This is a genomic window from Microcoleus sp. S13_C5 (genome assembly GCF_036700845.1).
Classification (GTDB): Bacteria; Cyanobacteriota; Cyanobacteriia; order Cyanobacteriales; family Microcoleaceae; genus Microcoleus.
In genome coordinates, this window is record NZ_JAUBPR010000003.1 from 1 (window position 1) to 20,405 (window position 20,405).

Annotated in this window: 18 protein-coding genes; 6 read left to right on the forward strand and 12 right to left on the reverse strand. The window is 45.0% G+C overall.

Annotation, left to right across the window (positions count from 1 at the left end; all coding sequences use genetic code 11):
* From QUA04_RS01500 to QUA04_RS01510, 3 genes are all read right to left on the reverse strand, one after another.
* A partial coding sequence (locus QUA04_RS01500; protein WP_333253104.1) for an IS701 family transposase occupies positions 1-1,174 on the reverse strand: 1,174 nt, incomplete at its 3' end.
* A 189-nt stretch (positions 1,175-1,363) separates the two neighbouring features.
* Positions 1,364-1,537, reverse strand: a complete 174-nt coding sequence (locus QUA04_RS01505; RefSeq protein ID WP_333253105.1) for a hypothetical protein — start codon at positions 1,535-1,537, stop codon at positions 1,364-1,366.
* 67 nt (positions 1,538-1,604) lie between these two features.
* Positions 1,605-2,861 carry a WD40 repeat domain-containing protein gene (locus tag QUA04_RS01510; RefSeq protein WP_333253107.1) on the reverse strand — a complete coding sequence of 419 codons (1,257 nt, stop codon included), beginning with the start codon at positions 2,859-2,861 and terminating at the stop codon, positions 1,605-1,607.
* Between the two features lie 197 nt (positions 2,862-3,058).
* Here QUA04_RS01510 and QUA04_RS01515 point away from each other — a divergent pair, with 197 nt between their 5' ends.
* From QUA04_RS01515 to QUA04_RS01525, 3 genes are all read left to right on the forward strand, one after another.
* On the forward strand, positions 3,059-3,697 hold the full coding sequence (locus QUA04_RS01515; RefSeq protein WP_333253109.1) for a tetratricopeptide repeat protein: 639 nt from the start codon (positions 3,059-3,061) through the stop codon (positions 3,695-3,697).
* 70 nt (positions 3,698-3,767) lie between these two features.
* Positions 3,768-4,172: a hypothetical protein gene (locus QUA04_RS01520; protein ID WP_333253111.1), complete on the forward strand. Its 405-nt coding sequence runs from the start codon at positions 3,768-3,770 to the stop codon at positions 4,170-4,172.
* Positions 4,173-4,748: 576 nt separating this feature from the next.
* Positions 4,749-5,501 carry a hypothetical protein gene (locus QUA04_RS01525; protein ID WP_333253113.1) on the forward strand — a complete coding sequence of 251 codons (753 nt, stop codon included), beginning with the start codon at positions 4,749-4,751 and terminating at the stop codon, positions 5,499-5,501.
* A 174-nt stretch (positions 5,502-5,675) separates the two neighbouring features.
* Here QUA04_RS01525 and glmU read toward each other — a convergent pair whose 3' ends face one another.
* Complete coding sequence (glmU, locus tag QUA04_RS01530) at positions 5,676-7,064, reverse strand: bifunctional UDP-N-acetylglucosamine diphosphorylase/glucosamine-1-phosphate N-acetyltransferase GlmU (protein ID WP_333253115.1); 1,389 nt, start codon at positions 7,062-7,064, stop codon at positions 5,676-5,678.
* A gap of 476 nt (positions 7,065-7,540) precedes the next feature.
* Here glmU and QUA04_RS01535 point away from each other — a divergent pair, with 476 nt between their 5' ends.
* Positions 7,541-8,539: a hypothetical protein gene (locus QUA04_RS01535; RefSeq protein WP_333253117.1), complete on the forward strand. Its 999-nt coding sequence runs from the start codon at positions 7,541-7,543 to the stop codon at positions 8,537-8,539.
* Between the two features lie 26 nt (positions 8,540-8,565).
* The gene (locus QUA04_RS01540; RefSeq protein WP_333253119.1) at positions 8,566-9,390 is read left to right on the forward strand and encodes a sulfurtransferase; all 825 of its coding nucleotides are present in this window, start codon (positions 8,566-8,568) and stop codon (positions 9,388-9,390) included.
* A 258-nt stretch (positions 9,391-9,648) separates the two neighbouring features.
* On the opposite strand, the gene QUA04_RS01545 is transcribed toward QUA04_RS01540, so the two are convergent.
* The 8 genes from QUA04_RS01545 to rfaE2 form a co-directional block, all read right to left on the reverse strand.
* Positions 9,649-11,121 carry an MBOAT family protein gene (locus QUA04_RS01545; RefSeq protein WP_333253121.1) on the reverse strand — a complete coding sequence of 491 codons (1,473 nt, stop codon included), beginning with the start codon at positions 11,119-11,121 and terminating at the stop codon, positions 9,649-9,651.
* A gap of 592 nt (positions 11,122-11,713) precedes the next feature.
* Complete coding sequence (locus tag QUA04_RS01550) at positions 11,714-13,312, reverse strand: ATP-binding protein (RefSeq protein WP_333253122.1); 1,599 nt, start codon at positions 13,310-13,312, stop codon at positions 11,714-11,716.
* Positions 13,313-13,366: 54 nt separating this feature from the next.
* Positions 13,367-14,641 carry an RNA-guided endonuclease IscB gene (gene iscB, locus QUA04_RS01555; protein WP_333253124.1) on the reverse strand — a complete coding sequence of 425 codons (1,275 nt, stop codon included), beginning with the start codon at positions 14,639-14,641 and terminating at the stop codon, positions 13,367-13,369.
* A gap of 215 nt (positions 14,642-14,856) precedes the next feature.
* Positions 14,857-15,909: an ATP-binding SpoIIE family protein phosphatase gene (locus tag QUA04_RS01560; RefSeq protein WP_333253126.1), complete on the reverse strand. Its 1,053-nt coding sequence runs from the start codon at positions 15,907-15,909 to the stop codon at positions 14,857-14,859.
* 210 nt (positions 15,910-16,119) lie between these two features.
* Positions 16,120-16,518 carry an anti-sigma regulatory factor gene (locus QUA04_RS01565; RefSeq protein ID WP_333166309.1) on the reverse strand — a complete coding sequence of 133 codons (399 nt, stop codon included), beginning with the start codon at positions 16,516-16,518 and terminating at the stop codon, positions 16,120-16,122.
* Between the two features lie 237 nt (positions 16,519-16,755).
* Positions 16,756-17,160, reverse strand: coding sequence for an STAS domain-containing protein (locus tag QUA04_RS01570; RefSeq protein ID WP_333253128.1), 405 nt, complete (start codon positions 17,158-17,160; stop codon positions 16,756-16,758).
* Positions 17,161-17,215: 55 nt separating this feature from the next.
* Positions 17,216-18,085, reverse strand: a complete 870-nt coding sequence (locus QUA04_RS01575; protein ID WP_333253130.1) for an STAS domain-containing protein — start codon at positions 18,083-18,085, stop codon at positions 17,216-17,218.
* Positions 18,086-18,226: 141 nt separating this feature from the next.
* Positions 18,227-18,730, reverse strand: coding sequence for a D-glycero-beta-D-manno-heptose 1-phosphate adenylyltransferase (gene rfaE2, locus QUA04_RS01580; RefSeq protein WP_333253132.1), 504 nt, complete (start codon positions 18,728-18,730; stop codon positions 18,227-18,229).
* Positions 18,731-19,517: 787 nt separating this feature from the next.
* Between rfaE2 and hpsJ-B the strand changes: the two genes are divergently transcribed.
* The gene (gene hpsJ-B / locus QUA04_RS01585; RefSeq protein ID WP_333253134.1) at positions 19,518-20,348 is read left to right on the forward strand and encodes a hormogonium polysaccharide biosynthesis protein HpsJ; all 831 of its coding nucleotides are present in this window, start codon (positions 19,518-19,520) and stop codon (positions 20,346-20,348) included.
* Positions 20,349-20,405: the final 57 nt, after the last annotated feature.

A 20,405-nucleotide genomic window follows, 5' to 3' on the forward strand; every position in this document is an offset into this window, starting at 1 on the left:
GGCTGCAATGAATGATGAATACATGATGCTTCTTCTCAAATCCTTTTGTCAAGGCTGATTGAGATGCTCTTACCCTGGGGTGTGAAGCCAACTTGGATTTTAATTTGGATTGTGAGGTAGCCGGCAACATTTGTTGAGAATGCAGGCTAACCATCAAGTAAGCACTACAAACAATTTCCCACCACCGCTCAATATCTGGGTAGTGAGTCAGACGATAATCCGCCCAACCTAATTCATTCTTACTTTGCTTCAAGCCATACTCAACCCAAGTTCTTAATCCATAAAAGTTACCTACGTCTCTTGGTGTAAGACCGGGATATCTACTCATCACATACCAAGTAGAATTCTCAGGTAAATTCTCACTATCTGTGGTAATCTGCCAATATCTGAGTTCTCCACGTTTTCCAGGAATAATTTCTCGAATAAAGCGATTTTCTTGGCTCAGGTCAGAGAATACCCTTTGAAATTTATGCCACTTTGAATGTTGAATATGTTGCCGTGGAAGCATTTCCACATAATGATTTGAGCGAATTGCAACTATATAGTTTTTCTTCAGTTCATCTAATACGGATATGAAATTCGTACTACTCTCTCCATATAAGCTATCTGCCAGGACTAAGTTGAAGTTAAAACCCATTGATGATAGCTTTTTTATCAACAGGGCTGCTATTTCTGGCTTGGTACGATATTTATCTTCTGGCTGTAATCTTTCACGGGGCTTATACACTTCAAACAATAAGGGAAATGTCATCCCGCAAAAAACACCGTAGGCTGTCACTACCACAATCCCATTATCTGTTTTCCCTAAGTTTCCTATATACTGACGTTTCACATAATCTGTCTTTTTACCTTTTTTCTTGTCTCCGGTTTCATCTATTATTAAAATGAATGGTCGTTTTTTTAAGCTCTGAAAAATTAACTCTAATCGCCGAATCCTTAACTCCTCTACTGACCAGGGTGATGATGTTAAAAAATGGTGTAATCCTTGATGATTATCTAATCCAACGATTTTAGCTATCGCAGGCAGTGTTTTACGTTTTAGATCAGAAACACACCCTATATGAAGGTACTTAAAAGCCTCAAAACTCCTGACATCTGAAAACAGGCTTTTATACCATTGGCAATATTCATCCACAAATTTTACTGTTGGTGTGGCCCGACGAGGCTGTACCATACTCTGTGTCTTGGTTCTAGAATTTTTACCTTATTATACTACTGCCAGAGTGACAAAACAGGGTTAATATTACCCACAATCAGGACACGGCACTTTGCCGTTTTCCTAGAATTACTCTGGCAATGCTTACATCTTTCATCGAGGAAGATTGATTATTTTGGGGTAGGGAAACGCCACGGTGCGGTGTCCTCATTCCTTAGACTCAGAAATTGAGCAAATTTTTTCCTGCAATCTAGTAAAAATTAATTCACCATCAGTTACTTTTCCCTGAGCAATTTGCTCGGTGCCACTAGCAATTTTTTGTTGGAGTTCTGCCAGACGCTTCTGTTTCAATGCAATATTTCTTTCTTCTGGCAGTTGCATTGTCTGGCCCTATAAAAAACATTAAATCAATTATCTTCTAATAATTTAATCATCGCCCGTTACCTCTCTAATTTTCAATCCGCAGTTGCCAAAGTTTAACAGTACCATTCTCTCCGCCGCTGACGAGAGTTTCGCCCAAAAGCCCGATCGCAACCGCAGACACAGGGCTAGAATGTCCATCTAAAGTGTGCAGCAATTCGCCGCGAAAATTCCAAAGTCTAACAGTACCGTCAAAACACCCCACTGCAAAGTATTTCCCATAAGGGCTAATGGCGGCGGGGGAAGTGATGCGAATTCCTGTTTGCACCGAATGCAATAATTCGCCTGTTTGCAAATTCCAGAGTTTGATAGTTTGCCCGCCATGACTAACAATAATTTGGCTATCGGAAGAAATCGCTACATAATTTTCGCTGCCAAATGTTCGCCTCACTTCGCCTCCCGGCAGTTCCCACAAAGTGACTGTGGCGCGACAGAAACCGCTGGCTGCATTGAGGCCGCTGGCTACTAGCATTTTGCCGTTGGGACTCAGGGCGATCGCACTTATGTCATCCCCTTGATAGCCTTCCAAAACTTGCAGCAGTTGGCCGCTGTTGAGGTGCTGAAGCTTGATTGTGCCGCGGGTGGTGCCGATCGCCAAAATTTGCCAGTCGGGGCTGACGGCGACGGATTCGTGGCGGTGCACGTCTGCCAAACGCTTCAGCAGTTCGCCGTTTTGCAGGTTCCAGAGTTTGACTGTGCCCGCGCGCGATCGTGTCAGCAGCGTTTTGCTGGCGGGACTGAAAGCAACTAGCAACACGGCTGTTGAATGTCCGAAAATCGTCTGCTGCAGTTCCCCGCTGTGCAAACTCCAAATTTTCACTGTACTGTCCTCAGAACCCGTTGCGAGGAATTGTCCGTCGGGACTGATAGCTGCAGACAAAATCCTGTCTGAATGGTGGAGAGTAGCTTTTAAGATGGCGCCGGTTGAGGTTTTTGGCTGCGTTTTATATCCGGCTATTTCCAGCCAGTCGATCGCATCTCTCCAATTTTTGAGGGCATTTCGCGGCCGATTTGTCAATAATTCTATGTATCGGTACAAAGTTTTTGACAAATCAACTTCGACACCTTTGATTTGTTTGTTGAGAAAAACCGCAATTTCCGCTGGGCTGTAGCCGCACAACAAGCCACAGAGATGCCGCTTTTCTACGGGTGTCAGCCCTCTTCTGGTGTGGGGGGCGAATTCTTGTTTGGCATTTGCCAAGTCGGTATAAAGCTTTTGGATGTCCCAGCCGTTGCTTGCGCGTGCAAATGGTTCTTCGGGTCGATCAAGGGTAGAGGGTATCATTTGCGGCAGTCGCGATCGAGTTCCTAGTCAAATTCCTAACCAAAATCCTAACATTCGCTGTGCGCGATCGAACTGTTTTCACCGCTAATCTATTTTTAACACAGCAAACAGGGGAAATAGTTTCAGGTTAAAAATGTGCCGAGATCCTTACCTTTACAGTTTGCTAAATAATTCTACATTAACGGGAGAAATAGAAAATGCCTGGTATTGCGATCGCCTTATTTTTCATCCTCGGTTTAGTTTTAAGTCTTGTTGGCTATTTTTGGGGATTAGTTCAAGCTTTTGGAGTGGAAACTATTTGGGGAGTTCTTTACTTGCTTGTCCCATTGGCATCATTGGTTTTTTATATCAAAAATTGGAGCGATAAAAAAATTAGAAAAACATTCTTAATTCAATGTGCTGGATTGCTGATGTTTGTATTGGGAGGCATTACTACTTCAGTATTTTATGGCAAAAATTTTGTAAAAGTCTCTGACTCTGGATCTAATGTAGAGCAGGGGTATAACGAGCAATCACCCTCTTCTTTTCCTTCTGGTTTCAACACTTCTCCATCACCCTATCAAGAGTTATCTCCTGCTTTCGAGTCAGTTCCTGCTGCCGAGCCATCTCCTGCTGTCGCAGCACCTGTTTCTGAGCCTAATTCTGCTCGTGTTGCTGCTCAAGCTTCTGACTTCAAACACTCGATGAAACTCGGTTATATCTACTACGGGCAGGGAGACTATCAAACGGCTTTAATCAATTTTAACAGAGCTTTACAGCTACGTCCGGGCGATGCTTATGCTGTCAAGGCTGTTGACAACGCCAAAAGTGCGATCGTCCAAAGCCGGGTCAAATAAGCCATACCTGAAAAATTGCGTACAGTGGCAAGATTAGTAATTCACATTGTTTGTAAAATAAAAAAAACTAATGAAATTTCTCAAGCAAACACCAACTAAACTAATAATTCAAACTTCTAGCAACTGGGATGGTTTGCTATTAATTTATCCTTTCATCGTCATGGGACTATTGCAGATTATTTTAGCTTCAAATTGGATAAATGGAGGCATATTTCTGTTGTTTTCGCTGTCTTTGTTGGACGGCGCAATAGATGAAGCATACATTTTTGATAAAACTTTTAGCAAAATGACAATTAAACGACGGGGTGTATGGCTTCATGATGTTACCGAATGCTCAACTCGCGAGATTGCTGCGGTAGAATTAGAGGAAATAGGAGATAGCGAGGGAAATTGTAGCTATTATGTTGATTTGTGGATGTTCGGGGGCGATATCATCTGTTTAAGAAGCTATTCAATAACAGAACAATACAAATAGCTGACTTGATTCGCAGCTATATCTCGATTAGCGATAATCGCACGCTTAGCAACGTATTTGCCATACAAATCCGTGAACCCTAGATCTCCCGGAATCTCCCAAATCCATAACTAAGCTGTTGTGCATTTAAATTTTGTGTTGAGGGCGGGCTTTCGGGCCCAACCCCTACTCCCCACAAGAGTGAAAGTTTATTTGACCATGCAATTTAAATGCGGATTAGCTTAACGATAATTAAGTAGGCGCAAATAAACCTGACAATGTAACAAAATGTAAACCTGTACTCACCGGGGTGATTACATTCCTACGGAGCGTGAAGCTAACGTTTCATTTCCCATAACATAATTAATATATTTTTAAGATTCATCTACTTTAAATCACGGAAAGCTATCTTAAACTCAGCCGCAGGTAAACTCGCGACCTTGGTTGTCGGCCAGAGATTTTAGTGCTAATCTATTAATAAAATAAAAGGGGTCATGGCAAAGGACGACTTTAAATAATATATAAGTTAACAATTCGGCTCATCCGGGTCAGAAAGTCGATCGGTAGCCTCATTTTGGGAATCAAAAGGTGAGATAAATGAAAATAATCAAGGAAACAGCAAGTGAATTAATAATTCAGACTCAAAGCATATTTGATTTTTGGTTCCCTAGTTGTTTATTCATTGCATTTGGACTGATCTCGGTGATTTTTGACTATCATGCAGCCACCCTGAGCTGCCAGCGAGTGCAGGCAAAACGAGGAAATTGCCAGATTGTGCGATCGAATTTACTGGGGTCGAACATCAAAGAAATTGAGCTTGCTTCCTTGCGGGGAGCTAAAGTTCAAAGATGCGGCTATAAAACCCGAGTTGTACTTTTGACTTCTGTTGGCAATGTTCCTTTCACTGCTAACTCCACTAATTGGGGAACCCAAGACGCTGTGGCTTCTGACATCAATTTTTATGTTAAAAATGCAAAAAATCGATTGCTGCGCTTAAGCCAAGACGATCACTGGTTGGGATGGACAGGAGGCATATTTTTGCTCGCAGGAATCGCAGTGATCGTCTTGAGAAATAATGAAATCTATAGCTTCGATGAAACTTTAAACACCTTGACTGTCAAACAGCGGGGTTTGTTGGCACGTAAAGTAATGGAATACTCTCTGTGCGAAATTTATGGCGTGGAAGTTGATCGAACAAAAGATCGGGATCATGACATTTGGTACGAAGTTAGACTGTTAGTTTGTGGAGGCTCTCGCATCTCCCTACCCCGCACGATGAACCCATACCAGCAAGCAAAAATCGCTAAAGCGATTAACAACTATCTGCACCAGCAAAATAACCAAAAATAGCCGATCGCGATCAACCCGATTTCTCAAGGTTGCGGGCTTACGCAGAAACCAGGTTTTTTAGCAAAATCTCTCCTAGAGTGCGATCGCTGCCGTTATAAAAACCCGGTTTCTTGGGTATCGAGTGCGAAACTCGCGATGGTGTGGAAACTCATTATCTAAAAAGTGAGCAATCGTTCATTTTTCAGGTTCTTTCAACTTCCAACCTGGTTTGACAACTTGCCGGGAACGGGCAATTACTAAACAATCATTCGGCACATCTTCTGTCACCACAGAACCCGCCGCTACAGTAACATCTTCCCCCAAAGTTATCGGTGCAACCAGCACACTGTTAGAACCCGTTTTACTTCGATCGCCTATTTGAGTTTTGTGCTTGTTTTTTCCGTCATAATTCGCCGTAATTGTCCCAGCACCGATGTTGACTTTTTCTCCCAAAGTCGCGTCGCCTAAATAAGACAAGTGAGCGACATTAGTCCGATCGCCTATTTGAGTATTTTTCAATTCTACAAAATTGCCGACGCGACAGTTCGCCCCAATTTCTGCGTGTCCCCGCAAGTGTGCATAAGGGCCAATTCGCGAATTTTCAGCAACCATACTGTCAGAAACCACCGAATAAAGCACAGTCACATTTTCCCCAATTTGACTGTTTTCGATCAAACTGCCGGGGCCGATGCGACTCCCAGAGGCGATCGAAGTGTTTCTCCGCAAGTGAGTTTGCGGTTCAATTACCACATCCGGCTGCAACTCTACTGTATCGTCTATAGTGATGCTGTTGGGATCGAGCAGCGTCACTCCTGCCGTCATCCACTTGTCCTTTATCCGCGTTTGCAAAATATCGCAAGCTGTAGCTAAATGTTTGCGATCGTTAATTCCCAATATTTCTTGATAATCTTCCACATCCACCGCCATCACCGGACTGAGGAAATTTACCGTATCAGTTAGGTAATATTCTTTTTGGTCATTGTCTGCCTTCAATTCTGGCAATATTTTCTCTAAATCCGGCCAGTGAAAGCAGTAAACACCTGCATTAATTCGGTGATTTTGCTTTTGAGCTTGGGTGCAGTCGCGGTCTTCGACAATTTGCTGGACAAAGTTTTGACTGTCAGTAAATACTCGACCGTACCCTTGGGGATTCGGCAAATTAGCTGTCAATAAAGTAGCAGAGTTTTGGTGCTGTTTGTGAATAGCAATCAATTGTTTGATAGTTTCTGCCCTCAGCAAAGGTACATCCCCATTTAAGACCAGCAAGTCTCCTTGAAATCCCTCTAAGTGAGGCAGCAATTGTTGGATGGCATGACCTGTTCCCAATTGTTCAGTTTGTTCGACAAATTCTAGGGGACGAGATTGAGGATTTTCCCCTGATAATTCTTGACCTCGAATCAGGGATTCTTTAACGAGTTCGCCTCGATAACCGACGATGACAAGTCGCCTGGTAATTTGAATTTCTTGACAACTTTGGAGGACTCGCTCAACTAGCGATCGACCGCCCAATTCGTGTAGAACTTTGGGCAAGTCAGATTTCATGCGCGTGCCGCGTCCAGCAGCTAAAATTGCTATTGCTACCATTGTGCGATCGAGTTATTTGCTATAAAAACTAGAATATTGACTAACTGATGATATCACTCGCTGTCCGCCGATGGCACTGCGATCGCACAAATTTTTCATCTAAAATATCCCATCTCGCATCCGCGCGATCGAGGATTTTTCCAGGCGGATGCTGGTTTTACGGGCGATGCTTGCAATATCTGGACTGGCGCGCCCGGTATCAAAAACCTGGTTGCAGCAGTATTTGGCGGCTGATCAAGACGACTTGCTTTCCTCATTACAAACCTGAGTTTGTTTGGGAGTAAGGACTGCGAGCCTTTTCCCAAGGGCTGGGAGGCGGAGCGAGAGTGATAATTTGCGTATTTGGGCTGGGATTTGCCACGATACATTATACTATTTGTTGAATTTCAGTTAGGGTGTTTTCAACTTTAAAAAAACTATTTCTGACTTTTTCATTCCTTCTGCCTTCTACCTTCTGCATTATCAGGTGTCCAGCTATGACAGAGCTTAATTTTCAGGAACTTGCCAAGCAGGGAAATCCGCAGGCGATCGCATCTTGGCTCAACAGCCAGTTGCAATCTGAAGGCATCACAGCCTCGGCGAATCTCGACGGCGATTGTTTGGATGTAATTCTTGAGGCCGAGCAGGTACCCATAGAAAATACATTAGTTGATTTTGTTCGCACCGAGCTGACGAATTTGCAGCCGGATTCGATTCGCAAAGTAAAGGTTGAGGGCCGAGAAAGCGGTCAGATTGCTGCTGCTTGGAGTCAAGAGTTTAGTTTAGAGAACAGCACTTTTGAACAACAGAACTTTGCAGGAGAATCTGTGCCAAATACTGCTGTTGCTAATATGGACGATCGCACAGAGATGGAGAGCAATATTGAGGAAGAAAAACCGCCGGAACTTGCTGCATTTGAGAATCGGCTGCGATCGACTTTCATTGTAGTCGGGCTAGTAACGGGTATGTTGGCGATCGCGGTGGTGGCGTTTGTCGGTAAAATTTTGAACCAGCCAGCAGCAACTGCGGGGAATAATCCCGATGAAACAGCAAATTTAGCAACTGCACCAGATACTTTTCGAGAAGCCGTTAACAGCGCACTCAAAGCAGCAGAATTGGGGCGAGCGGCAAAAACCAAGGAAGATTGGATGACAGTTACCGATCGTTGGCAAGAAGCGGTCTCATTAATGAGAAGAGTACCAGTCTCTAGCCCCAACCATCAACTAGCTCAAGCAAAAGTAATCGAGTATCAGAAATATCTGCTTTACGCTCAAGAAGCAGCAGTAACTCCCCCTCCGCCAACTCCAACTCCCGCACCCGCCGAAAAATCACCTTCGGAAAAAGCAACTCCTAAAAAATCTAATTCGCCCAAAGAAACTTCGGAAAAAGCAACTCCTAAAAAATCCAATTCTGAAAATAGAGCTTCTCAGAAAGCAACTTCTAAGAAATCTCCTTCCGACAAAGCAGAACCAGAGAAAAAAGCTCCTTCCCGATAGATGTTAAAACATAGATTTGAATAATTATGACAGACAACACTTTAATCGTTTCTCCTGAATGGTTAGCCACCAATACCGAAAATCTGGAAGTTGTAATCATTGACTGTCGTTTTTCCCTCGCCGACCCTGAATTGGGACAAAAACAATATCAAGAAAGTCACATTCCGGGAGCTTTCTATTTAGATTTAAACCGCGATCTCGCGAGTTCAGTGGGCAAACATGGCGGTAGACATCCGCTGCCAAATATTGAAGAATTAGCTGATAAGTTGAGCGCGATCGGTATTAATTCACAAGAAACTTTAGTCGTAGCTTATGACGATTCGCGGCTAGCTTTTGCGGCTCGTTTGTGGTGGCTGCTGCGATATATGGGACACAGCAAAGTTGCTTTGTTAGACGGCGGTTTCAGCGGCTGGAAAGCGGCGGGCTATCCGGTAACAAATACTTTGCCAGACCCCCGCGAGGGTCAATTTGTTGCTCAATTGCAGCAGGATTTGGCGGTAGATATTGAGGCGGTAAAAGAGCGTAAAGACTTGCCGGGAAAGGTTTTAGTTGATTCGCGAGAAAGCGAGAGATATGAAGGTTTGCGGGAGCCGATCGACCCCATTGCAGGTCACATTCCGGGTGCGGTTAACTATCCGTGGCAAGGGGTGACGGATGAAACTGGAAAAGTGCGATCGGCATCAGAACAAAAACAGCGCTGGACGGAATTAGAAAAAGCCGAAGAAATTATTGTTTATTGCGGTTCCGGGGTGACGGCGTGCGTTAATTTACTGTCTTTAGAAATCGCCGGAATTCCCGATGCTAAACTTTATGTAGGTAGCTGGAGTGACTGGTGTTCTTATCAGTTGTAGGGTGTAGGAGCGAGAGGATTGTTGACTGTTGACTGTTGACTGTTGACTAGGAGTTGTAGGGTAGCGGGCATTGATGTCAACAAACACGTTAAACCCTCAGTCCGGCAGCGCTTGAATTCCCTGGCGGACTGTTGGGTGAGCGGGAGGACTGGCGAACAAAAAGCTTAAGTTGACACTAATAGGTAGGGGGTAGTCACTTCGGCGCACATCAATGTAGTTGTAGGGTGCGCTGCACCTTACGGCTAATTAAATAATACCCTAAAAATCAAAATAAATATAAGGCAAACCCCCTTCGGGAGCCAACACCCAAACCGCATACAAACAAAGCGGCACTAACACCAATTTCAGTGGCCAATTTAACTCCAGTTTCAAACCCCGACTCAACGCATAATTCCCCAGCATCGCCGCAGCCAAAGCCGCCAACATCCAAGTTAAATGCACTCTTTCCAAACCCAAAGCTTCGCTATAAACTTTCTCAGCAAACTGCACGTCAGCAGTGTGTCCCCACAAATGCGAAATCGCCCATCCAGAATCCTTTAAATCGGGAAGGCGGAAAAATATCCAACTACCAAAAACCATCGCCTGAGTCAACAGCCAACCGATCGCAATACCGATCGGATTTTCCCACAAAAATTCGATCCGCAACCGCTTAAACAGCACATCAGTCAGCCTGTGAATCGCCAATGCTAAACCGTGTAAACCCCCCCACACAATAAATCCCCAAGCGGCCCCGTGCCAAATTCCCGCAATTAACATGACGATCGACAAATTCAGACAAGTGCGCCACAAACCGACTCGCGAACCGCCCAAAGGAAAATACAAATAATTGCGTAGCCAATCCCCTAAAGTCATATGCCAGCGTCGCCAAAAATCAGCTATGCTGGCACTAAAATAAGGAAAATCAAAATTTGGTGGCAAATACCAACCCAGCAGCAAAGCAGTACCGCGCGCCATGTCAACATAGCCACTAAAATCGAGATAAAGTTGCAGCCCGTAAGCAAAAATAGCCAGCCACAAATCCTCGCTACCCGCCCGCTGCAAGTTGGTAAAACTTAAATCGACATAAATTCCCAAGTTATCGGCGAAAAGACCTTTTTTTACTGCACCAAAGGCGATAGTCCAAAGTCCCTCAGAAATGCGATCTGGCGTCGGAAATTTCTGGGTTTTCAGTTGATAGATCAAGTTGTGATACCGAGTAATCGGGCCGGAAATCAGTTTAGGAAAAAACAACTTGTAAGCAGCAAAGTGCAGCAGCGAAGTAGCAGCAGGTGCGCCTCGGTACACGTCAATCAAATAAGCAATGCACTCAAAGCAAAAGAAACTCAATCCCAGGGGTGCGATGACGTGACTTTTCACCCAGTCAGCCCCGTCGATAGCTACAGGCCAATTGAACAAAGTGCCGATCGAACTCAATAAAAAAGGCACATACTTAAAGCCCAGAAGCAGCAACACATTCAGGCATATGCCTATCCACAGCAGCAACAAACGGCGGCGGTTCCAAGATTCATTAGCAATCCGCCAATCCAGGGGTTCCCCAATCGCCATCGCCAAGCAGTAATTAAACAAAGCGCCGACTAACAGCAGAGGAATGTACCAAATTTGCAGCGAAGCGTAAAAAATTAAACTACCCGCCAACATGATGAACAGCCGCCACCACCGCAGCGGAACCAACCAGTAAGCCGCGAACAAAACTAACAGAAACAGGGCATATTGAAGGGAGATGAAAGTCATACCATTTTAGATTTTAGATTTTAGATTTTAGATTTGGTAATTGGGAATGGCTTATTTTGTATGGGTTTGGATTACGCGCCTACAGTTGCATTCTTTTTATTAATCGAGACTTTGCTAAGAACAAGATTTATCATGGATTTTAGCCGATCGCCGACACGAAATAGGCCCTCGGTAAGTCCCTACTATATAGTCGGCAACTGAGAACTGCTACATTTTACAGCACAAAGGTTAAATGCTGTTGCAAATTAAATAAATCTTGCCTGCTATAAATTAACTCTCTTACAAACCATATAAATTTCGGTGAAAAAATATAAGTAGGTTTGCAGCATCGGACTTCAGTTGTCAAAAGCTACAAGGCCTGATATCGTTTCCCTTTGCATCGGAATAATATTTTTTACCGTGCAGTCCTAGCATCCCGCACAGCAAAAAAGTGATGTACCCCAAAATGTTTTGAATTCATCACGATAGCAGGTATTTGACAAGTAGTCCGATCGCATTTCCACCCTTCCCAAACCTCAAATTCGGTCAGATCCGGTATCATAATGTCGATAAAAATTGCTTGCGGTTGCTCAAGGAGCAGTCGCATCCACCATCAGCGCCTTTGGCGACCTATATCGCAGTACAATGAATTGGTGGCAATTTTTTCAGCAAATACCGAAAAACTCTCTTCATCCTCCCCAATCAAAACTTTGGCTGCTGAATCCGCCGCTGGCGATGGCCCGGAACCCCGCAAGCTACGAGAATTTGCGCTTTTCAGCGATATTTCATCTCCCTTGCCAGCGGACATTTCCAAAGGGTTTTCTTCCTCTCCAGGATACAGAATCGGCAGTGTGACAAAAAAAGTCGAACCCACTCCGGGCGAACTTGTGATTTCAATGCTTCCCCCTAGAAATTCCGCCAGTTTTTTGCACAGAGACAATCCCAATCCCGTGCCTTTGACGCCCTTCTGCAAGGGGTTTTCGAGTTGGACAAATTCTTCAAAAATTCGCCTTTGATCGGCTGGAGGAATGCCGATGCCCGTATCTGCTACTGAAAAAGTAACTGTTCCCTCCTCTCCTATTTCCGCAGCAACTCGAACTTCACCTGCTTCGGTAAATTTGAGGGCATTAGAAATCAGATTTCGCAAAATCTGAGAAACTTTTCCCTCGTCGGTTGTGAGGATTGGAAGTTCGAGAGGATCTTCAAAAATTATAGAAACAGCAGAGTTTTGGGGAAGCAGGGGGCGCATCATTCCTCGCAGGGCGCTGAACAAATCTTCGACTTCAAAATCAGCCAAGCGAACAGTTAGTTTTCCGGCTTCGACTTTGGCTAAATCTAACGAGTCGTTGACAAGTTCTGCGAGAGACTCGGCGGATTTGTAAATGTAATTTACTTGCTTGTCCTGTTCTGCTGAAAGTTCTCCGTCGAGGCGATTTAACAATATTTCAGAAAGGCTCATAATTGCCGTTAGCGGAGTGCGAAACTCGTGGCTCATATTGGAGAGAAAGCTCGTCTTGAGTTCGCTGGCACGCCGGAGAGATTCGGCTTTATCGTTCAATTCAGCGTAAAGTGCGAGGACTCCGCGATTGGTATCTTCTAGTTGTTGATTTAATTGTACGAGTTCTTCTTGACGCTGGCGGAGTTCGTCTAAAGTGCGTAGTAATTCTTGATTTTGCTGCTGAATTTCGGCATAGGGATCTTCGGGAATTTGGCGCGCTAGTTTGTCAACTAATTGATTTAGTTCGATCGCACTCAGCGCGGGCATATGTTTGGAAAACTGTTTAATTAATTGTACAGCCGTTCCGCGATCGGGCGCAGAGTCGATTTGTACTTCGTCCATCAACCGTTTGGCTGCTGCTAAACCGAGTCCCGCACCGGTTTGCGATCGAAAATTGGGGCTCAACACAGCCGGTAAATCAGCAATTCCCGGCCCCGTGTCAGAAATCCGAGTCCGAAAAATTTGGGGCGATTCCCCTTCCACAATGAATTCTACTTTGCCACCGCCTGCATATTTGAAAGCATTGCGGGCAATTTCGGAAACTGCTGTGGCGATGCGGGTTTGTACTTGGGAATCGAATCCCAGCCCTTTAGCAATTTGGCGAGCTCTTTGGCGTACTTGTACAATGTCTTGTTCAAAGCGGACTTCCGTCGTCAGGATTGGATAACTGCTGCTTTTCACCAAAACCTCCGAGAAACCTCTGGCTTCAGACATGGGGAGGGATAAGAGTGGTTGTTGAGGGGGTTCGATGCCCCCTCAACAGCCAAATCAATAGCTATAGTTGTAACCATCTTTTTTATGGATTGGTGTGCAGTATTTGTGACTAATGCCCGTAACTCTTCCCGTGAGCGTCGCGATATCGAAACTACCAGTTGCCCGACAAAGAACCCGCCCAACGTAAAAGCCGATTTTCTTTCCAGAGGTAACGGTTGCTTTAACGAGATCGCCTGTTTGGAAACCTTTGTGAATCTGGACTCTTGTACGGTGACGAATTGGAAAACCACATTTATTAGTACCGCACATTTGGCGAGTCCCATGCCCTGCTGATTTAATCAACAACGGCTGCAATGTCAAAATTTCTAATCTCGGAGTGTCACCAACACAGGCGGCATCAAGCCAATGAGTTTTGGGAAGACCTAATCGACTCCGATTGAACTTTGTTTTGCCTCCAGATCCAGTGCCCACAGGTAAACCCGTTGTTTTCAAAGCATTGAATAAAGCCCATCGGGTAGCGTTAATTGCTGTTGCATCTTTTAAAGGTGATTTGCTCTGTGCCAATACCCTCTTTAAAATTTCAGGTTTGCCTGAGAGGAAATCTTTGATATCTTGATTACCTTTCCGCTGGTTGCAGGGATGGCAAGCCAGAGCCAGGTTAGAAACCCTATTAGAGCCACCTTTAGAGCGTGGGTGGATATGCTCGACCTCTAGCTTTGTATCTTTTGCACCGCAGTAAACGCACTGACGATTGAACTTATTGAGCAAATACTCTTTGACCTCGTAACCCTGTAGTTCTCCCTGCTGATATTCGACACCACTAATTTCAGGATTCTGCATCAATTGCAAGTCAAATCTGACCAATTCCTGAACCAGTGAACCTACGGGAGCATAGCGAGAAATACGGTTAACCCAAGTCAATATCGTATCTACTCGATGTTGCAAGCTGGGCGCTAACCAACCTTCATGACGAGTGCGATTTAGAAATCGGGCTTTACGATACCGGGTTTTACGGTTACGTCGTCCTCTCCGTAATTGACGGCGTGACAATAAAGCATCTTTGATGGCTGATCCTCTATGAGTCAACTCTGCTGCCCAAATCAGCTTGTCATTTTTAAGTAAAGCAATGCCCGTTACTTTGCTGCCAGGATCTAATTTTAAAGTTAGAGATTCTGGAGTATCTTCAACTTCCTTTGTGATAATGATGGTGAACGGGTATCGGCGAAAGACATTAGCCTTTCTTGCTTTAAGCAATGACCGTGCCATCCCTGGCGTACAGGGTACTAAAGGTTTTCGATTCGTATCTAGAACTAGGATTTGGTTAGACATTTTTGCGTCTCTTCTGATTTCTCGTAACGTTAGCTTCGCCAAAGTTTTCAAGATTTGTTAGGTCGATTGCACTTCCTTAACCCCGTTAAGAATGTTTAACAATCGACGATAGAGCAACAAACTAGCTACGCATTTGTCGGTATCGTGACCTTGAAAACGTAGACTTGTGGTTAAGTCTTAGGCTGGTCAGGTTCGGGATTGCTTGCTTGGGCTCGTTAGAACCCAACAGTTTGCAAGCCCCTAGCTTTAGCTATGGGGTTCCTGACCTTGGCTACTATAACTGTCATGTCATCGCGAGTGCGTTTGAAGTCCCGGTAGAGCACGGCTGCGATTAAAGCTGGATGTCTGGAGGCTAAACCCGGGTAGCGGTTTAAATTCCACTGCGCCGCCAAACCGTCGGAGTGCATGATGAGTAGGGACTGCTGCGACCAAGGATAAACAAATTCTGCTACTTTTCGCATCATATGTCCAACTGTGCCATTGTAGGAAACCATGGTGCGGCTTTGGTTATCTGTGACCACTACACCGCTGATGTTGCCAATTCCGGCAAAACAAACTGTTTGTTGCGTAGGATCAATTTGGGCGATCGCCGCAGCCGCTCCTCTGGTATTTTTTAAAGCAGCGTGCGCCTTCTCTAAAATTGCTTTGGGCCCGAGTTTGGCGTTTTCTTGAAATACACGCACTGCTTCGCGAGACGCTTCCTGGGCCAAATCCCCGTAGCCGAGCCCGTCTGCAACTAAAATCAGGTTTTTGTCAAGGTGATTTTCTGTCGCCCACGAATCGCCGCAAATTTGCTCTCCTGCTTTTGGTAAGTGGATAACCCCTAATTCTAAGTAGTTGCTGTTTTGGGATGCTTCCCGGCTATTTTGGGTCGGTTCCAGCCGCGCTAATAAGGCTGTCCCCAGTTTTGGTACAGAATGAATATCAAAAAAAGTAGAGAGGCGTTTAATTGCCCCCAGTCCAGTTCCAGGGCTTCCCGCTGTAGAAAAACCGTCCCGCAGACACAGCGCGACATTTGCCATGCCCTGCCCCCGGTCTAGCGCTACTATTTCAATGCTATATCCTGCCGCTGTTTTGAATGTTCGCAGCAAAATTTCTCCTTCGCGGGCGTGCTTGATCACGTTTTTTGCTGCTTCGGTGGTAACAATTGCCACTTTACCGCGCTCGGTATCGTTAAATTCGACTTCGGCCGCCAGGGCGACTGCGATTCGCCGCGCTTCTCCGACTTGACTTTCTTCTGTTACGGGCAAGGCTACGGCATCTATCATTTTTTATCAGTTCTCATAATGAAATCCTCCATACGCCAACCCTCTCCGGGTATGGTGTGGGATTCCAAGAATCACTTCTTGGCTTTGCTGGTTACTCTTTATACCAATTTAAAAAATAATACAACTATACGCAAGCTCCAAACCCCGATCGTCCTCAGTCATTCCCTATGCTGTAATCTAAAATCTCAACTCTCAAATCGTATTACTCACTCACCGCCAGCGGACGATCGCAATTTTAGTTCCCTTACCCACTTTGGAAACAATCTCAAATTCGTGCATCAACCGCTTGGAACCACTGAGCCCCAAACCCAAACCGTGATTAGAAGTATAACCGTCAGTCATTGCCAATTCGATGTCTGGAATTCCCGGGCCCTTGTCTTCAAATATCAGCCGTAGCCCTTTGCGGTTGCCTAATTGGAGCGTTTCGAGAGTTACAGTTCCCCCTTTCCCGTACTCTACAGTATTGCGGGCGAGTTCGCTGGCTGCGGTAACGATTTTCGTTTGGTCTAGTAAACCGAATCCCATTGCTACAGCCCAAGTTCGCACTTGCTGTCGGACGTGGACTATATCGGATGACGATCGGATTTCTAGTGTCTCACGTTTTGACATGGTGGCTACTGTACCAAAATAGAACTTCTCCCCAAAATATAGGACTTACACTCATGAACTTAGTTTCTCCTAATAGGACTTACGCACTTACTACGATTTTCTCTCAAAAGAGAACATAGTGCAGGAATCTCAAACCCTTGATTTAACCCCCTTGAGTGCGTAAGCCCTCTCCTAAGAAATCTTCAGTTTCTCAACAAGGTATCTACAAACAAACTAGGTTTCATGACTGCCTGTACCTCAGTCAGAGGACAATTTATCAACTGCTCGCGCATTCTCGTTAGGAGAAAAACCCAAGGATTTTCGCAACAAAATCATGCCCTTTTCAACGCTTAAAGCTGTGCGAACTCCTGTCAGGGAAAGCCCCAACTCAACGAGCGTAATAGCAACCGCTGGCTGCATCCCGACCACAACTGTTTCCGCATCTAAAATTCGCGACATACTAGCGATATTATTGATAATGCGACCGATAAAAGAATCAACTATTTCGAGGGAAGAGATTTCTATTAAAACACCTTTAACACCTGTTTTGACGATGCGGTTTGTCAGGTCATCTTGCAGGGTCATTGCTAAGCGATCGTGCATATCTACTTGAATTGTTACTAGCAAAAACTCTCCCATTTGAAGTATCGGTATTCGTTCCACAATTTCCCCTATTTGCTAAAATTTACTTGATTTCTCATGTCAGAGCGCAATAATTTTATATTTCCTCTTTAATATTTTTTATAGTTAAACCTTGGCGCTGCAAAGCGACTTTAAAAGCATCTGCTAAAGTAGCTTTTGTGAGAATATCCTGCAAGTCAACTCCCAAATGAACTATGGTTTGAGCTATTTGCGGGCGAATGCCGCTGATGATGCACTCAGTACCCATTAAACGGGCGGCGGCGACAGTTTTTAATAAATGTTGAGCAACTAAAGTGTCAACAGTCGGCACGCCTGTAATGTCTAAAATCGCAAATTCTGAGCCGCTTTCCATGATTTCCTGCAACAGAGTTTCCATTACTATTTGAGTGCGGGCACTGTCGAGAGTCCCGATCATGGGTAAAGCGAGAATGCCTTGCCAAAGTTTGACTACGGGTGTTGACAATTCGAGCATTTCTTGCTGTTGGCGTTCGATGACTTCTTCGCGAGCTTTGAGAAAAATTTCTGTCACCCAAAGACCAAGCTGGTCTAATAAACTGGTGGAAAGCCAAAGTTGTTCGACAAGTGCGTCGCGGTTTTCTGTTAGTTCATGACAAAGCCGATCGAACAATGGCTTTTTGAAGCATAAAATGAAACTCGCTATCTCTGAGGGAGTAAAGCCTCTCTGAACGCGCGATCGCGAAACTTCTGCTAGCAGCACCCGCATATTTTCCCATTCGGGTGTCTGGATGTCGCTAAAGTTACCGTGCCCCACTGCAATGTGGAGCAATTGCAGGAACTCTTGACACTCGGAGCGCAATTCTTTGGCTCTCATCAAGTCGTCCCGCCGCAGCCCGGTATTTTGCAGTTCTTTGAGCCAGTCTGCTAGTAACTCTGCTTTGTGTCTTTGTATGATTTCCGCGATCGTGTTATTGCTTATGAGTTCCATTAAAATTATCTCCTGCTTAGCAATTGGGATGAAGTTGTACGAGCGATTCCCTACGGGATAGCTTCGCACGCGCGTACTTTAGTCTTTTTTGATGGGGCAACTTCTGAGTTTAGCTCACTGTTTGCTGTTTGCGATCGAGGGTTAAGTACCTAATTGTAAAATGCGTTTGACGATCGCACTGGTAGAACTCGGAACTTCTATTTCGATTAAGGAAATCTTGCCACCTGCGGCGATAACAGTCGGTGCTTCCGGCAGAGTTTCGACTTGATAGTCGCCTCCTTTAACGTATATATCAGGCTTCAGGATATTTATCAGTTTAGTTGCTGTAATCTCCGAAAAAATTACTACGGCGTCTACTGGTTTGAGGGCTGCTAACACTTCGGCTCGCTGATTTTCCGGTATGATCGGGCGGGGTGGCAATCCCGGCTGCTGCGGTTTGATAGCTTGAACGCTGGCGTCGCTATTCAAGCCCACGACGAGCGATCGCCCCAAATTTTTTGCCGCCTGCAAATAGCGGACGTGACCGCAGTGCAGGATATCGAAGCAGCCGTTAGTAAACACGATCGGACGCCACTTGTCCGGCTCGGACGCGATCGATCTTTCAAGTTCTCTCAACGTGTAAACATCAGAAATCATTGCAGTCATTACCACCCAATTTGAACAGCGATCAAAATTATCCTACCAAAAAATGTGAGCTTTGGCACTTTTGCTATTGAATAATCAATCAGTTAATCTGCCACTAATTAATACTTCCATTTGATTAAAAAATTAATTAGTAATTGGTAACTTTTAAGCAAAAATGGATAAGTAAAAATTACCGACGGCTAAGCTGAGCTAGAAAACATAATTCCCAAGTAAAAAACAGCTACTCCTCTATCTGTGGCTGCCGTATCCTGCTGTTGGTAATTGGAGGTTAAAAAGGTTGGTAAACAATTATTTATTCCCGCCCTCTCTTATATCAATTACTATAAGACAAGGGATTTAGTTCCACCGCCTCGGGCAGGCGATCGGGTAGTGAGAGCCCTAGGGGGTGAAACCCAACGAAACGCGCTCCTCCTGTGTCTATTATTTCTGACACCGCCACGCGAGCGAAAGTTAGTTAAAACCAGGAACCCAAGTGTGCAGAGCTCATCTTTACGCTGGATTGGTCAGACTATAGAAGAAGCCAGCAGTTGCTTGCTGAAGTTTCTGAACCCTATCTTGACCAAGCTTTACAGCCAAGCCTGAAGCGCACAGCCACCTGTGTCCAACTCTCTATAGCTGTGCAGAAACTCGACCTTTTGGGTCGCAACCGCAGCCTGTGAAAACCCAGAGGAAAGTCGAGTTCGGTACCCGAAGCAGCTATTTTGGTGGAAAATAGCTTAACTCGTTCAACAAAATCCACTCAACTACCCCCTTGAATCGAACGGTGTAGAATTATCTAACACGAATTATGAAAGCAAGTAATAGCCGTCAATTTTCTTCAGTAGCTGCTCGAACTCTAAAAGTAGTTGGGATTATCTTGATTCTCTCTGCTTTGCTTGACTGTATTGTTCTGTCGCTGCCGGGAGAAACTTCAGACCTTCTCAATCGAGCCTGGCAGTTGGCTGCTGCAACTCAGATAGTGGACAGGGGCATTATTCCTTTGATCGGTATCGCCCTCCTGATGACTGGCTTTTGGGTTGACAGCAGCAGTGGAGTCTCTATTGAGCGACGCAAGGTTTGGCTGGACTTGCGATTCTGGGCGCTGTTAATTTCCAGCTTGTTAGGTCTAGTTTACCTATCTCTGGTTCCCGTTCACCTCAACAATACTCGTTTGGAACTCAAGGATGCTCTGGCTCAAGTCGATCAAGAAGCTGGACAAGCGGAAGGTCAACTTGAGGCACAACTTAAAAGCGCTCAATTTAAAGCTCAGGTAGAACAGCTCAAAAGCCAGCGTCGCACCCAGATAGCCACGCTGCTGCAAGACGACGGGAAGTTGCAACAAGCACTCAAGAGTCCAGAGGTTCCCAAGGAATTGAAAGCTGTGCTTCAGGAGTCGAAAAATGACCCGAAAGCCCTCGACAAGTTCCTGGAACAGCAAGCTCAAGCACTTCCCACTCAAGCTCGCAACGAGATTCGCACCCGCAAGCAACAAAAAGAGAAAGAGTTAAGAACTCGATCGAGAAATTCGAGTTTGCAGACGGGAATCAGCAGTTTGCTGTTAGCGATCGGCTACATTACTGTTGGTTGGACAGGATTGAGAAGTATGGGAATTCTGCGGTTCGGCCACCGCAAAAATTGACCAGCGTTGGCAGGGATCGCGCTGGTCGAGACATCCCTGAGAAATAGTTTGTTTACC

Excerpts from the sequence above, each read along its gene's own strand:
- QUA04_RS01505 (WP_333253105.1), bottom strand. The coding sequence starts at position 1,537 with ATGCAACTGCCAGAAGAAAGAAATATTGCATTGAAACAGAAGCGTCTG.
- QUA04_RS01510 (WP_333253107.1), bottom strand. The coding sequence starts at position 2,861 with ATGATACCCTCTACCCTTGATCGACCCGAAGAACCATTTGCACGCGCA.
- QUA04_RS01515 (WP_333253109.1), top strand. The coding sequence starts at position 3,059 with ATGCCTGGTATTGCGATCGCCTTATTTTTCATCCTCGGTTTAGTTTTA.
- QUA04_RS01520 (WP_333253111.1), top strand. The coding sequence starts at position 3,768 with ATGAAATTTCTCAAGCAAACACCAACTAAACTAATAATTCAAACTTCT.
- QUA04_RS01525 (WP_333253113.1), top strand. The coding sequence starts at position 4,749 with ATGAAAATAATCAAGGAAACAGCAAGTGAATTAATAATTCAGACTCAA.
- glmU (WP_333253115.1), bottom strand. The coding sequence starts at position 7,064 with ATGGTAGCAATAGCAATTTTAGCTGCTGGACGCGGCACGCGCATGAAA.
- QUA04_RS01535 (WP_333253117.1), top strand. The coding sequence starts at position 7,541 with ATGACAGAGCTTAATTTTCAGGAACTTGCCAAGCAGGGAAATCCGCAG.
- QUA04_RS01540 (WP_333253119.1), top strand. The coding sequence starts at position 8,566 with ATGACAGACAACACTTTAATCGTTTCTCCTGAATGGTTAGCCACCAAT.
- QUA04_RS01545 (WP_333253121.1), bottom strand. The coding sequence starts at position 11,121 with ATGACTTTCATCTCCCTTCAATATGCCCTGTTTCTGTTAGTTTTGTTC.
- QUA04_RS01550 (WP_333253122.1), bottom strand. The coding sequence starts at position 13,312 with ATGTCTGAAGCCAGAGGTTTCTCGGAGGTTTTGGTGAAAAGCAGCAGT.
- iscB (WP_333253124.1), bottom strand. The coding sequence starts at position 14,641 with ATGTCTAACCAAATCCTAGTTCTAGATACGAATCGAAAACCTTTAGTA.
- QUA04_RS01560 (WP_333253126.1), bottom strand. The coding sequence starts at position 15,909 with ATGATAGATGCCGTAGCCTTGCCCGTAACAGAAGAAAGTCAAGTCGGA.
- QUA04_RS01565 (WP_333166309.1), bottom strand. The coding sequence starts at position 16,518 with ATGTCAAAACGTGAGACACTAGAAATCCGATCGTCATCCGATATAGTC.
- QUA04_RS01575 (WP_333253130.1), bottom strand. The coding sequence starts at position 18,085 with ATGGAACTCATAAGCAATAACACGATCGCGGAAATCATACAAAGACAC.
- rfaE2 (WP_333253132.1), bottom strand. The coding sequence starts at position 18,730 with ATGACTGCAATGATTTCTGATGTTTACACGTTGAGAGAACTTGAAAGA.
- hpsJ-B (WP_333253134.1), top strand. The coding sequence starts at position 19,518 with ATGAAAGCAAGTAATAGCCGTCAATTTTCTTCAGTAGCTGCTCGAACT.